The 13335-nt window shown below is 41.4% G+C and carries 15 protein-coding genes; all 15 read right to left on the bottom strand.

What is annotated here, in order from left to right:
- Positions 1 to 136: 136 nt before the first annotated feature.
- Entirely contained in the window at positions 137 to 508 is a 372-nt protein-coding gene (locus G396_RS0105680; protein ID WP_006417820.1) for a RidA family protein, read from the bottom strand.
- Positions 509 to 564: 56 nt separating this feature from the next.
- Positions 565 to 741, bottom strand: a complete 177-nt coding sequence (locus G396_RS11420) for a hypothetical protein (protein ID WP_006417862.1) — start codon at positions 739 to 741, stop codon at positions 565 to 567.
- Positions 741 to 1442, bottom strand: a complete 702-nt coding sequence (locus G396_RS10285) for an NAD(P)H-dependent oxidoreductase (protein WP_051221156.1) — start codon at positions 1440 to 1442, stop codon at positions 741 to 743. The genes G396_RS11420 and G396_RS10285 overlap by 1 nt, the downstream gene beginning before the upstream one ends.
- Positions 1439 to 2881, bottom strand: coding sequence for a sensor histidine kinase (locus G396_RS0105665; RefSeq protein ID WP_028125337.1), 1443 nt, complete (start codon positions 2879 to 2881; stop codon positions 1439 to 1441). The genes G396_RS10285 and G396_RS0105665 overlap by 4 nt, the downstream gene beginning before the upstream one ends.
- Positions 2878 to 3591, bottom strand: coding sequence for a response regulator transcription factor (locus G396_RS0105660; protein ID WP_006417937.1), 714 nt, complete (start codon positions 3589 to 3591; stop codon positions 2878 to 2880). The genes G396_RS0105665 and G396_RS0105660 overlap by 4 nt, the downstream gene beginning before the upstream one ends.
- Before the next feature lie 205 nt (positions 3592 to 3796).
- Positions 3797 to 4162 carry a single-stranded DNA-binding protein gene (locus G396_RS0105655; RefSeq protein WP_028125336.1) on the bottom strand — a complete coding sequence of 122 codons (366 nt, stop codon included), beginning with the start codon at positions 4160 to 4162 and terminating at the stop codon, positions 3797 to 3799.
- 57 nt (positions 4163 to 4219) lie between these two features.
- Positions 4220 to 5140, bottom strand: coding sequence for a DNA-binding protein WhiA (gene whiA, locus G396_RS0105650; protein WP_006417912.1), 921 nt, complete (start codon positions 5138 to 5140; stop codon positions 4220 to 4222).
- Between the two features lie 21 nt (positions 5141 to 5161).
- A complete protein-coding gene (locus G396_RS0105645; RefSeq protein WP_006417871.1) occupies positions 5162 to 6181 on the bottom strand; it encodes a gluconeogenesis factor YvcK family protein in 1020 nt (339 codons plus the stop codon).
- Between the two features lie 15 nt (positions 6182 to 6196).
- On the bottom strand, positions 6197 to 7063 hold the full coding sequence (gene rapZ / locus G396_RS0105640; protein WP_006417724.1) for an RNase adapter RapZ: 867 nt from the start codon (positions 7061 to 7063) through the stop codon (positions 6197 to 6199).
- Positions 7064 to 7094: 31 nt separating this feature from the next.
- Positions 7095 to 8816 (bottom strand): phospho-sugar mutase, encoded by a 1722-nt coding sequence (locus tag G396_RS10280; protein WP_034907653.1) that lies wholly within the window; start codon positions 8814 to 8816, stop codon positions 7095 to 7097.
- A 203-nt stretch (positions 8817 to 9019) separates the two neighbouring features.
- Positions 9020 to 9961: a thioredoxin-disulfide reductase gene (gene trxB / locus G396_RS0105630; RefSeq protein WP_034907652.1), complete on the bottom strand. Its 942-nt coding sequence runs from the start codon at positions 9959 to 9961 to the stop codon at positions 9020 to 9022.
- An 81-nt stretch (positions 9962 to 10042) separates the two neighbouring features.
- Positions 10043 to 11086, bottom strand: coding sequence for an NAD(P)H-dependent glycerol-3-phosphate dehydrogenase (locus G396_RS0105625; protein WP_282705428.1), 1044 nt, complete (start codon positions 11084 to 11086; stop codon positions 10043 to 10045).
- A 5-nt stretch (positions 11087 to 11091) separates the two neighbouring features.
- On the bottom strand, positions 11092 to 11910 hold the full coding sequence (gene lgt / locus G396_RS0105620; RefSeq protein WP_028125333.1) for a prolipoprotein diacylglyceryl transferase: 819 nt from the start codon (positions 11908 to 11910) through the stop codon (positions 11092 to 11094).
- Positions 11903 to 12844, bottom strand: coding sequence for an HPr(Ser) kinase/phosphatase (gene hprK / locus G396_RS0105615; RefSeq protein ID WP_006417867.1), 942 nt, complete (start codon positions 12842 to 12844; stop codon positions 11903 to 11905). Before hprK ends, lgt begins: the two co-directional genes overlap by 8 nt.
- A 178-nt stretch (positions 12845 to 13022) precedes the next feature.
- Entirely contained in the window at positions 13023 to 13328 is a 306-nt protein-coding gene (locus tag G396_RS11935) for a PspC domain-containing protein (RefSeq protein ID WP_006417814.1), read from the bottom strand.
- Positions 13329 to 13335 lie beyond the last annotated feature (7 nt).

The following is a 13335-nucleotide window of genomic DNA, read 5'->3' as shown; positions in this document are numbered from 1 at the left end:
TATCGCATGAAATATGCAGCATAAAAGAATAAAAAATATCCAGAACACGTTAAAATGTGTCCTGGATAAAAGTCCAACTTTTGAGGGTCACCTCAAAACCAGTCTCCTTTTTACATATAAATCTATACTATAAAAACTATTTCTTAGCGATGACTTCAATTTCAACTAGGCCACCCAAAGGTAGGGCTGCTACCGCAAAAGCAGATCGAGCTGGGAAAGGTTCAGAAAATTTTTGAGCATAAATTTCATTCACTTTGGCAAAATCCTTAATATCATTTAGTAAGACTAAAACTTTCACCACATTATCTAAAGTTAAGCCAGCCTCTTCTAGGACATAGCTAATATTGATAAACGCTTGTTGGGTTTGCCCTTCAATGCCTTCAGCCATTCGACCTGTTTGGCGGTCAATGCCTAATTGCCCCGATAAATAGACAAAGTCTCCCGCATCAATGGCTTGTGAATAAGGTCCAACAGCTTGAGGTGCCTTATCTGATTCAATTTTTTTCATACTCATTCTCCTTTGATAATTTTTCTATTATTGTAGCGAACTTCAAGAAGCAATGTCTACCAATTACTTGGGTTCCAGGCAGTGCCATCTAATTGCCCCTGCCGCCGTTCAAGTAAACCAGCTTGTTTTTGAGCTAATTCCAAGGCTGCCTCCAGGTAAGCACGGTCTAAATAGGCAGGACACTGGTCTTGCCAGGCTTTAATCTGGTCTTGTAACCACTGTAAGTCTTCCATTAGTCTTCCTCCCAGTTATTCGCTAAGTCGACCATTTCATCTACCTCATCTATTTGATCTTCAAGTTGGCCTAAGAAGGTTTCAAAAATAAGTGCCTGGGTCGGATTACTTTGAAATGGAAAGGACCTTGCTTGTAATTGCTTTAGTAAAAAACGACTGTATGAAACCTGGCCGACCTGACCGCGACGCAAATAATGTTGGTAGGCTACGGCCAACAAGGCTTTTTCCTGGTCAGTCTTTAAAGCGAATTGATGAATGACAAATGGCGGCAGAAAGTCTAATTTAAAATGGCGGGCTAAGACATGATATGGACTCAATATGTCGGACAGACTATGGCCTTCACGCCCCCCAATTTGGTAATGGTAGGCTGCTGCTCCGACTGTCACACATAATCCTAAAGCCTTGCCTTTAAGTCCCTGACTAAAAGCTTCCAGGTCAGCATCGGTATCAAAAACTTGATCTAACCATACTTTTAAAATAGCTGGTGCTTGATACCAAATTAAGGGGAACTGGAAGATAATCCGGTCTGCCCTTAATAAACGTTGCCGCTCTTGGACCTTGTCAAAGCTGCCCAGAAAATCTAACTGGGACTGCAAATCGATCCATTCAATGCCAGCCAAGTCTTGCGCACACTCTTTTAGAAAGCTCTGACTTTGGGACCTAGTCGCATCCCTGTGGGCTAAATATATTAAGGTTGTCATTGGTCACCGTCCTCTGGGTCTACCGCCACCACTTGGCTCGGCTTATGTGGCAGATGAATAATAAATTGGCTACCTTCATTTGGTTGTGATTGAACCTCGATACTAGCATGATGGGCATCAATTAACCCTTTAACTAAGGACAAACCAATCCCCGACTCACCAAATGTCGTATTTTTCCGCGAAACATCTACTTTATAGAAGCGTTCCCAGATTTTCTTCAATTCCTGAGCATCCATCCCAATGCCATGGTCACGTACCTTAATCTCCACATAATCAGTTTGCGCATGGGCTGAGAGCTCAATTGCTGAATTTTCAGAAAACTGAATGGCATTGGTCACCAAGTTAATGATAATTTGTTGTAACCGGTCATGGTCACCCCATAAGACAAGACCTTCTTCAATATTTAGCTGAATTTGGTCATTTTTAGCTGCCGCCTTGACCGCCATTTGAGCCTTAATATCTTCAAAAAAGCTTTGGCCTTGGATGGTCACATAATTTAAATGATATTGACCCGAGCGAATTTTCTCATAATCTAAATTCTCATTCACTAGTCGAGTTAACCGTTGGGTTTCTCGATGAATCAATTCCAAACTTCGTTGCCGGTGTTTTTCTGGAATCATATTATTCATGAGCCCTTCGGTCATCCCACCCATGGTGGTCAAAGGGGTCCGCATTTCATGGGCCACGTCCATCATAAACTGACGGCGTAAATCTTCTTGAGCTTTAATTTCTTCCTTGGATTCTTGCAAAGCTTGCGCCATGTGTTTAAAGTCACGGGCTAGGTCCCCAAACTCATCTTTAGCCGAGGTGTCGACTTGGACTTGATAATTTCCTTTGGTAATCTCTTGGGTCACTGCCTGTAATTGATGGATTTTCTTCGTTTGAAAATAAGCATAGAAAATCGTAATGGCAATCCCAATCACTAAGGCCGCAAGCGAGGTCCAATAAATATTCTGACGGACTTGGGCTAATTGGTCCTGTAAATCATCCAAGGGTGCTCCCAGTGAAATAAAGCCATCCGGAAACTGGCCCACATCATGGTGGGGTAAATATACAGTTAGGTATTGGTCAATTTTGCCATCATTTTGAATCCGTTGAATGGTTCTAAAACCCAAAACTTCATTTGAATTCAACTGATTCAAGTCTTCTTGCGATAAACTGGCATTATTTCGTTGATCATAAGACGGATAGATGGTCCGACCATCAGGTAGATAAACTTGGATTAGAATATTTTCACTGGCTAACAATTGCGATGCCCGGTATAAATCTTCCCGAGAAAAATTATTCTCAACAATATTCCGACCATAGTCCATCAGTTGGTCTTGACGTTCTTCCTCGATTTTAGACGTAATATAAGATTCCATCCGAACCGTTATTAAAGATAGGGTTAAGAAAATCAGGATAACAATTCCTAAGACTTGTTGCCAGAGGAATTTCATTCCTGGTCACCAGGTTCTTGGTATTTATAGCCCACACCCCATACGGTTTGGATTAATTGCGGGCCTACAACTTCAATTTTTTGCCGTAATTTCTTGATATGGGCATCGACCGTCCGTTCATCTCCATAGAATGGATCTTCCCATAATGAAGTCAAAAGGTCATCCCGGGAGAAGACCCGTTTAGGGCTCTTAGCAAAGGTCACCAACAAATCAAATTCTTTTGGAGTTAGGTTTTCAATCACTTGGTCATTATAACGTGCTTCCCGTGTTGCAGTATTAATCTTAAGATGGTCTGTGGTTACATCAAATTCAGCATCTGCTTCATGTTGGTCAGAAGGCACTATTTGAGCCCGACGGTGGAGAGCTTTCATCCGGGCTAGTAAGGTCATGGGACTAAAAGGTTTAGTCACATAGTCATCAGCCCCCATCTCTAAACCGATGACTTGGTCTGATTCAGAGTCCCGTGCGGTCAACATAATTATTGGGGTTTCTGCTGATATTTTACGGATTTGTCGACAAATTTGCATGCCATCCATGGAAGGAAGGTTTAAATCAAGAATCACAATATCCCAGTGCTTAGGCTCAGCTTTATAGGCTTCAAAGCCTTCTAAGCCGTCATTTTTAAAGGTTGCAGTATAATTTTCATTTTCAAAGAACATCTCCATCATTTCGCTGACAGATTCATTGTCTTCAATCATTAAGATATTCATGGTATCCCTCCTGTTCTGATTGGTATTATACTACATTAAGACTAGATAAGTAAAAAAGAGCGCGGGCAAGAAGTAGAAAATCTTAGATTTTCTCTGTTCTTGCCCGCACTTTGAGTATTTATGGTTTATTAACCTGATGAATGACCATTAAAAAGCGAGTCACCTTTTTATTTTCTGAGTAGCAGCTTAAGTATTTTTGATTTTTCTATTGAATGATCTCCAAAATCTCCTCCAAAATTTCCTGGTCTTGGTCCGCTTTTGACCGAGTCGAAACCAGGGTCACTTCATCCACAATACATTCTATGGTATACCGGGTTTTGCCATCCTTATCATCATAAGACCGACTCCGCATTTTTCCGCTTAAAGCCACTTGTTGACCCTTTTGGCAATACCGTTTAATTAAATCGGCTGTCTGGTTCCAGGCGACAAAAGGGATAAAATCCGCATCCCCCGATTTACTTTTATTCCGCCGCCGCACCGCCAAGACATTGTTACACACCCGGGAATTATCCGAAAGGTTCTTCAATTCAATAGGCCTAACAATTCGTCCCACAAACATTACTTGATTCATTGCTTTCCTCCTTATTTTTGGACTAATAATAAATACCCCAAAAAAAGGCCAATCCTTTTACAGATTGGCAGCAATTTTTGTTAGTTTGCGAAAACGATGGTTGACCCCAGATTTAGAAATTGGTCCCCCAGGAACTTGTTCCCCAATTTCTTTCAAACTCATTTCTGGATTAGCTAGACGGAAACGAGCAATTTCTTCTAATTTCTCAGGTAAGGAGGATAAACCAATGGTCTCTTCGATGAGACGAATGGCTTCAACTTGCTTTTGGGCTGCATCGACCGTCTTATTAATATTAGCATTCTCCATATTCATTAAACGATTAACAGAATTCCGCATATCGCGAACAATCCGGATATCTTCAAATTCAAACATGGCTGAAGAAGCACCAATCACTGACAAGAAATCAGCAATTTTCTCTGCTTCTTTAATATAAGAAATGTAGCCGTTGCGGCGGACCACTGTGCGAGCATTCAAATCAAACAGGTTCATCATTTGGCAAATATTCTGATTATGGCCTTCATAATTTGAATAAATCTCTAGATGATAGTTACTCGATTCTGGGTTATTGACGGACCCACCTGCTAAGAAAGCCCCTCTCAAATATGACCGAGCTTTTTGTTGGTCAGCCATAATGATTGGATCAACCTCAGTAATAATTTGACCATCCTTATAGATTTGTAATTCATCCAGGATATCAATCACATGATGACGGCAACGAACAATATAAACATTATTCTTTTTCAATTTCATCTTCCGCCGCACCAAGAGTTCTGCTTCCGTTTGGAAGTGATTTTTAAGTAAGAGATAAATACGTCGTGCAATCGCCGCATTCTCACTTTGAATATTTAAGACAAATTGACGTTGGTAAATGGACAGGGCTCCATTCATTTTAATCAAGGCGGCTAGTTCTGCCTTAGCATGTTCATGGTGTACTTCCAAGAGGGTACATTCTTTTTTTACATCGGCTGCAAAGGTCATGGCTAACTTCCTTTCGAATAACTATGCCTTACTTTTATTGACTTCTCGCATATAAAATTTACTCGTCTCTAAAATGTGACGGAGTTCCTCCACAACTTTTTCGGTATCGTGGTAGGCTCCTCCATCTTTCATACTTAGAAATTCACTCGAAATAACCCGGCAGCCTTGTTGGCGTAAACCATTGAAGTCATGCCGTACTTGGAGTAAATACTCTTCATTGGGTTGATTTTCGATATAGTCTTGGGGCACTTGAGAAATATTCACTAAGACTGTATCAATAAAATTCTTCTTTAAGTGCTCATGCAAAACCTCCACATGGTTAGCATCTGAAAAATTCTCAGTTTCACCAAGTTGGGTCATAATATTACAGATATAAACAACCTGAGCTTGGGTTTCATTCACTGCTTGACCAATTTCATCGATCATTAAGTTAGGCAGGATACTAGTATAAAGACTGCCTGGGCCGAGCACAACCATATCCGCATCCATGATAGCCTCCACTACCTTAGGAGAAGCTAGGCGAGCAGGTTCCCCATCCATAGTAGTTAAATCGACATGCTGAATCTTCTTCCGGTGTTTAGCAATTGAGGATTCTCCGACTGCAATTGAACCATCCTCAAATAAGGCATTCAAGACCAAGGGTTCCTCTGCTGCAGGTAAAACCTGGCCGCGAATATTCATCCACTTGGACAAGAGTTCAATGGACCCCGATAAAGACCCTTTCATTTCTTTTAAGGCAGCAATAATTAAATTACCAATGGCATGACCTGCTAAGAAGGCGTCTTCGGTATCAAAACGATACTGGAACATCTCCAAAAAAGTTTCATCCATATCAGCCAGAGCCGTCATACAGTTACGAATATCGCCTGGAGGGACCACATTAATATAATCACGAATAATCCCAGAAGAACCACCGTCATCAGCGACGGTGACAACTGCTGTAATAGAGGCATCTAAAGCCTTTAAGCCCCGCAAAATTACTGGTAAGCCTGTACCGCCACCAATGACAGCGACTTTATAGCGCGGTGCATTCTCACTCATTGTCATCACTTTCCTTTATTTTTTTAAATAATCTCGGTGCGAGATATTAACCGTATAACGGTCATTTTTTAACTGATTACCAATCCGCTCAGCTAAGGCAACAGAACGATGTTGCCCCCCTGTACACCCGATTGCTATCGTGACACTTGGCTTTCCTTCTTTTTTATAGCCTGGTAAACAGAATTCAATTAAATCCATGAATTTCCGGTAAAATTCTTGACTTTCAGGTTGCTTCATAACATAATCATAGACCACTTGGTCCTTACCAGTAAGGGGACGAAGTTCATCGATATAATAGGGATTTGGTAGGAAACGTACATCTATCACAATATCCGCATCAATGGGAGCTCCGTATTTAAAACCAAATGAGAGAATTTCAATATGAAAAGGAGTATATTCCTCTGTTTTAAAAGCTTCCGTAAGCTTAGCTCGTAATTGTCTTGGCGTCAAATCTGAGGTGTTAATAATCATTTGAGCCCGACTCCGAATATCAGCTAAAACTTTCCGTTCTTTGGTAATTCCATCTAAGGTCCGGCCGTTTAATGCTAAAGGATGAGACCGACGTGTTTCTTTATAGCGAGACACGAGTGCTTCATCATCGGCCTCCAAAAATAAAATCCGGGTTGTTACAAACTGAGTATTGGCCATGTTTGAGATAATATTTTCTAATTCTTGGAAAAACTCCCGACTTCTTAGATCAATAACCAAGGCAATCTTGGTTATTTTACCAGATTCTTTCATTAATTGCCAAAAAGTGGGCAATAAAGTCGGGGGCATATTATCAATACAGTAGTAGCCTAAATCTTCAAAACTCTGTACCGCCACGGTTTTACCCGCTCCAGACATACCCGTAATAATCACTAATTCTAAACTATCGGTCATCTTTGTCCTCCTCCAATCATCTGAGAGCAACTTATACGGCAACCAAGTGATCAATCGCTTGACTAATTTCCTTTGCTTTTTGAGCTAGACTTTGACGGTCACCCGCTTTAATTCCATAATAGAGCTTAATTTTAGGCTCAGTCCCACTTGGTCTAAAAGCTAACCAAGACCCATCGGCCAAACAATATTTTAAGGCATCCGATTTTGGTTCGGTCAAGCTGCTTTCTTGGCCTTGACCATCGACATGGATTTGATTTAAATAATCATATTTATCTGTAACTTCAATTCCGGCAATCGTATTGACAGGAGTTTGCCGGATATGGCTCATAATCTCTGCCATTTGGTCTTTACCTGCTTGGCCTTCAAAAACCTTCGATACGGTAACTTCTTGGAAATAGCCATATTTTTGATAAATATTTTCTAAAACTTGCGGTAAAGTCCGGCCTGCTTTTTTATGATAAACCACCATTTCTGCCAGTAATAAGAGGGCTTGAATGGCATCCTTATCCCTCACAAAAGGCTTAATCAAGTAACCATAGGATTCTTCAAAGCCCATAATAAATTCATGGTCACCGCTCGTTTCATACTGCTTAATTTGTTCAGCAATGTATTTAAAACCCGTTAGGACTGACTTAGTTTCAATCCCATAGTCAGCCGCAATAGCATCAACTAAATCGGTCGATACGATCGATTTAACAATCCGACCATTCGGAGCCAAACTAGCTTTTTCTTGCAAGGCCTTTAGGATATAATCAGCCATCAAAACTGCAATTTGATTCCCTGTTAAAATTTGAAATTCACCGTCGTCTAAAGGAATCATGGCCCCCAAGCGGTCAGCATCTGGGTCGGTAGCTAAAAGAATATCCGCCCCTACATCTTGGCCAAGTTTTTGGGCTAAGTCAAAAGCGGATACTTCTTCAGGATTGGGAGATTTTACAGTTGGAAAATCCCCATTACCTTGGGCTTGCGCCTCTACCACATGAATTTGCTTAAAACCAGCTTGTTTTAGGGCTTTCATCCCTAGATATAACCCCGTTCCATGTAGCGGAGTATAGACAATATTGACCATGTCCGCATGATCTTTGATTAGATTAGGATTAATTGTGACACTCTGAATAGCTTCAAGATAAGCTTGATCTAGATCATCCCCAAGAATTTCTAGTAAGCCTTGGTCGACTAGCCGAGATTGGTCAGCCACCTTCACAGTAAGGGGGCTAGCAATTTGACGAATATATTTGGTTAAAGCATCCGCATCTTCTGGAACCATTTGGCCGCCATCAGAGCCATAGACCTTATAGCCATTATATTCAGCTGGATTATGGCTGGCCGTAATCATAATGCCCGCGAAGGCTTTTAAGTGACGCACAGCAAAAGATAAGACGGGAGTAGGTCGTAAACTCTCATAGACATAGGCTTTAATGCCATGGAAACCAAGGACTCTGGCTGCTTCAAAGGCAAATTCATAAGACATGTGCCGAGAATCATAGGCTATGGCTACTCCCGCTTGAACAGCATCCTGGCCCTTATCCAAAATCAATTGGGCTAAGCCTTCGGTTGCTTGTCTCACGGTATAAATATTCATCCGGTTGGTACCTGGCCCTAAAACACCCCGCATGCCGGCCGTTCCAAAAGATAGGTCCGAACCAAAGGCATCCTGAAGTTGAGTTTCAGAAAGTTTACTTAATTCTTGATTTAACGCTTTATCTAAAGTTTCAAAATTTTTCCATTCTTGATAGTTTTTTTCCCAAGTCATAACTTTCCACCTTTTCATAAATTTTCATTCTTTATTATACCATGGAAAGAAGAGGCTTACAGTATTTTCCCTTAATTTGCCCCACCATCTATCCAACCGCTCTTCTACTTGATGAAATGACTTAAATTAGACAAAAATCCTCGTCCACCTATTTAACTATGGTGGTTCGAGGATTTATTAATTACTATTTAACTATTTAAAGCTTACTCATTTAAGGCTTGGAGGTAATTATAAGCACCTTGACCAGCCAAAGCGCCATCACCGACTGCTGTAGCAACTTGACGTAAGTGTTTTTGACGAACATCGCCCACAGCAAATACACCAGGAATCTTGGTTTCCATAAGGTCATTGGTTACAATCCAACCCTCAGGATCAGAAATGCCTAACCCTTCTGCAATCGCTGCGTTAGGTACTAAGCCTACATAGACAAAGACCCCATCCGTAGGCATGGTTTTTTCTTCACCGGTTTTGACATTCTTAACTTGAACCGCTTGGACCATAGGGTCGCCTTGGATTTCTTCAACGACACTATCCCAAATGAAATGAATCTTGTCATTGGCAAAGGCCCGGTCTTGTAATATTTTTTGGGCGCGTAATTGGTCACGGCGGTGGATAATTGACACCGACTTAGCAAATTGAGTTAAATAAGTGCCTTCTTCCACGGCAGAATCGCCACCGCCGACAACCACAATATCCTTATCTCTAAAGAAGAAACCATCACAGACCGCACAATAAGAAACACCACGACCATTGAGGTCTTTTTCACCTGGCACTTGTAATTCTCGGTGGTGGGCTCCCATGGCTAAAATCAAAACAGGGGCTTGGTAGACCTTATCACCTACAAAGACTCGACGTATCAAACCATCAATTTCAATTTTATTGACATCGCCGTATTCATGTTGGGCACCAAAGGCCATGGCTGAATCATAAAAGTTTTGGGCTAAGTCAGGTCCTGCAATCTTGGTATAACCCGGATAATTCTCCACATCTGCCGTGTTAATTAACTCACCGCCTGGCGCACCCTTTTCAATTAAAATGGTTTTTAAATTAGCGCGTGAGGCATAAAGAGCCGCAGTCATTCCCCCAGGACCTGCACCGATTACGATTACATCTGCTTCCATTATTGTGTTTTCTGTCTCTTTCATTCTACAAACTCCTTAAACTATGACTTTTGATAATCTGTCGCTAAGTGTAACAGGATACACCCTTTTAGACAAAAATTATGCTTACTCATCACCGAGATGATCTTCAATCTTAGCTTCAGATTTACCTTCCCGTGTCATTAAACTATAAACCAGTTTTTGAACGTCCTCGCCTTCATATAGTAATTTATATAAAGCTTGGGTAATCGGCATTTCAATTTCTAAGTCCTTAGCCAGTTCAAAGGCAGCCTGACAGGTATTTAGCCCTTCAATTGCCATATTAATTTTAGCTCTGGTTTCTTCGATTGAGTAGCCTTGTCCTAATAAGCGACCGGCGCGATAATTTCTTGAGTGTTGACTGGTCGCAGTTACAATCAAATCACCCAAGCCGGATAGACCCATAAAGGTTAAAGGATCTGCACCTAAAGCTACCCCTAGACGCGTGATTTCAGCCAAACCACGGGTTAAGAGGGCTGCTCTTGAGTTATCACCATAACCTAAGCCATCAATCATACCAGAGGTAATCGCAATAATATTTTTAAGGGCGCCCCCCAATTCTACCCCTAACATATCGGTATTGGTATAGACCCTAAAATATGGATTCATAAAAAAAGCTTGGACCTCTTGGGCAGTGTCTAGATTTTGAGCGGCTATGGTAACCATGGTTAACATATCTTGCCCGACTTCTTCGGCATGACTCGGTCCCGATAAGACAGCTAAGCCACGGTAAGTATCAGCTGATAAACTGGCTTTAATCATTTGACTCACCCTCAGATGGGTCCCCACTTCAATCCCTTTAGTTGCATGGACAATCAAAGGTTGAGTGGCGTCTCCTTGACCTAAGACTTGATTTAATTGGTCACAGACCGACCGAATCGCCTTAGTAGGTACGACAATCAGAATCATTTGGCTATCGGCCACTGCTTGCTTCATGTCTGTCATGGCTGTAACTGTTTGGGGCAAAGGACAATTATTTAAATATTTAGCGTTCACTTGGGTCTGGTTAAAATAATCGACTAGGGCCTGGTCCCGCCCCCACAAATTAACTTGATGGCCATTATTAGCCAAAACTCTGGCCAGGGCAGTCCCCCAGGAACCCATTCCTAAGACAGCTGTTTGCATAATAATCCTCCTTATAGCTGAGTTTGATAATAATTAATTTGATGCGACCGACGTCGGTAAAGGATAAAAATAAGACTGACTATAACTAAGACGAGTGACAGCCATTGAGAAACCCGTAAGGAACCTAAATAGAGACTATCGGTCCGCATTCCTTCAATCGTGAAACGTCCCGCACCATACCATAGTAAATAAAAAGCGAGAACTTCTCCCTCTAGTAAAAATCTTGGTCGGTGACGAATAACTAAAATAATAAGCAAGCCGAATAGGTTCCACAGAGATTCATATAGAAAGGTTGGGTGATAGTAAGTACCATTAATTAGCATTTGGTCAATAATAAATTGAGGCAAATGCAGTTTTTGGAGAAATTCTAAAGAAACTGGGCCACCATGGGCCTCTTGGTTCATAAAGTTTCCCCAACGACCAATCGCTTGGGCCAAAATTAAGCCTGGTGCCGCCGTATCCAATACCGTAATAAAATTAATTCCATACCGCCGGCACAAGTAATAGAGAGTAACTACCGCGCCAAGCACACCGCCGTATATAGCAATCCCCCCATGCCAAATTTGAATAATTTGATCCGGGTTGGCTAAATAATAATCCAATTTAAAGATGACATAGTATAAACGGGCGCCAATAAAGCCAAAGATGACCGCATAGAAGAAAAGATCAAACACGCGGTCTGGATCAATTCCTTTAGCTATAGCTTCTCGACGAAAGACCCATTCTCCTAAAATAATACCTAGGACGATAATTAAGGCATACCAGCGAATTTGAATGGGGCCCAGCTCAAATGCAATTGGGTCAAAGGCTAACAGTAAGGAACTAATCATGCTCCACCTCACGATTAGAAAGAATCAATGCATCTAAGCGACGGGTAAATTCTTCTTTGGCATCAAAACCAAGTTCAGATGCCCGGAAGTTCATCGCGGCTGATTCAATAATAACGGCCAAGTTACGACCAAGTTTAACTGGAATTTTAATTTTCGGTACATTCACCTCAAAGATTTTTTCATATTCATGGTCATAACCTAAGCGGTCATATTCAATGGTACCATCATCAATTCTTAGGTCAATGATTAAATCCAGCCGACGTTTACGACTAACTGACCGTACCCCGAAAAGGGTCATCACATTGATAATCCCAAGCCCTCGGATTTCTAGTAAATTTTGTAAGATTTCAGGCGCTTCTCCCATCAAGGTTAGCTCATCAATCTGATAAAGTTCGACCCGGTCATCCGCCACTAAGCGGTGCCCTCTTTGAACTAATTCCAAGGCGGTTTCTGACTTACCCACCCCAGAAGCGCCCACTAGGAGAACCCCCATCCCATAAACCTCTAAAAAGACCCCATGCTTGGAGACCCGTTCTGCTAGATAGGTTTCTAAGAAATTGGTTACATTAGCCAACACGCGAGATGTTTTAGACCGGGCTGATAAAATTGGAATTTGATATTTATCAGCAATCGGAATTAACTCTTGGGGCACTTCCATCCCACGGGCAATAATAATGGCAGGGGTGTCCACGGTACACAGATTTTTAAAAATTTCTTGTCGTTCTTCACTAGTTTTACTATTCAAAAAGCCCATTTCCGTCCGACCAATTAACTGCACCCGTTCATGGGGGTAATTATCAATATAGCCGGTTAAAATTAAGCCAGGACGGGAAACTTCACTGGATTTAATTATTATGTTTTCAAATTCTTGACCATATACAATATCTACTGCCAGAGTAGAGGTTAATTCTTTGACACTCACTGTGTTAGACATAAATTTCCTCCTTTTTGCTCGTTCTATTAAAGTATAGAAATTTTTAAGTAAAATAACAAGTTTATTCCCCAATTCTCCCCTGGCATTCCCGAGATTGTCAGACAAGGGTTGCTAAGTAACTAAAAAAGGGATTGAGCTTTTTTGCCCAATCCCAATTATTTTCTCCTACAATTTCGACCTAGAAGTTACTCCAGTCATCCTCAGAATCAGGGGTCACATCACGGCGGTTATGGTTGTTGTCTTTAGATTCTGGCCAAGACCAGCCAGCATTTCCCTTCTTATGACCACGCCCCTTAACTTCGTAATCATTTGGCAGACAAACAGCTAAGGCAATATAGACCCAGAATAGGACCGAACCCGAACCAAAGGCACCGATAAAGAAGATAATCCGGAGAATGGTTGGGTCAATATTAAAAGCTTCACCTAACCCCCCACATACTCCAAAAAGTTTACGGTCAGTTGATGATTTATATAATTTAATCATAGTTATT

The organism is Eremococcus coleocola DSM 15696 (genome assembly GCF_000428865.1).
In the GTDB taxonomy this organism is placed as follows: Bacteria; Bacillota; Bacilli; order Lactobacillales; family Aerococcaceae; genus Eremococcus; species Eremococcus coleocola.
Note: the sequence above shows the minus strand (reverse complement) of the source record. Positions and strands in the feature narration are given on the sequence as shown.

Bases quoted from the DNA above. Each gene is read 5' to 3' on its own strand.
- G396_RS0105680 (WP_006417820.1), bottom strand. From the start codon at position 508: ATGAAAAAAATTGAATCAGATAAGGCACCTCAAGCTGTTGGACCTTAT.
- G396_RS11420 (WP_006417862.1), bottom strand. From the start codon at position 741: ATGGAAGACTTACAGTGGTTACAAGACCAGATTAAAGCCTGGCAAGAC.
- G396_RS10285 (WP_051221156.1), bottom strand. From the start codon at position 1,442: ATGACAACCTTAATATATTTAGCCCACAGGGATGCGACTAGGTCCCAA.
- G396_RS0105665 (WP_028125337.1), bottom strand. From the start codon at position 2,881: ATGAAATTCCTCTGGCAACAAGTCTTAGGAATTGTTATCCTGATTTTC.
- G396_RS0105660 (WP_006417937.1), bottom strand. From the start codon at position 3,591: ATGAATATCTTAATGATTGAAGACAATGAATCTGTCAGCGAAATGATG.
- G396_RS0105655 (WP_028125336.1), bottom strand. From the start codon at position 4,162: ATGAATCAAGTAATGTTTGTGGGACGAATTGTTAGGCCTATTGAATTG.
- whiA (WP_006417912.1), bottom strand. From the start codon at position 5,140: ATGACCTTTGCAGCCGATGTAAAAAAAGAATGTACCCTCTTGGAAGTA.
- G396_RS0105645 (WP_006417871.1), bottom strand. From the start codon at position 6,181: ATGAGTGAGAATGCACCGCGCTATAAAGTCGCTGTCATTGGTGGCGGT.
- rapZ (WP_006417724.1), bottom strand. From the start codon at position 7,063: ATGACCGATAGTTTAGAATTAGTGATTATTACGGGTATGTCTGGAGCG.
- G396_RS10280 (WP_034907653.1), bottom strand. From the start codon at position 8,816: ATGACTTGGGAAAAAAACTATCAAGAATGGAAAAATTTTGAAACTTTA.
- trxB (WP_034907652.1), bottom strand. From the start codon at position 9,961: ATGAAAGAGACAGAAAACACAATAATGGAAGCAGATGTAATCGTAATC.
- lgt (WP_028125333.1), bottom strand. From the start codon at position 11,910: ATGATTAGTTCCTTACTGTTAGCCTTTGACCCAATTGCATTTGAGCTG.
- hprK (WP_006417867.1), bottom strand. From the start codon at position 12,844: ATGTCTAACACAGTGAGTGTCAAAGAATTAACCTCTACTCTGGCAGTA.
- G396_RS11935 (WP_006417814.1), bottom strand. From the start codon at position 13,328: ATGATTAAATTATATAAATCATCAACTGACCGTAAACTTTTTGGAGTA.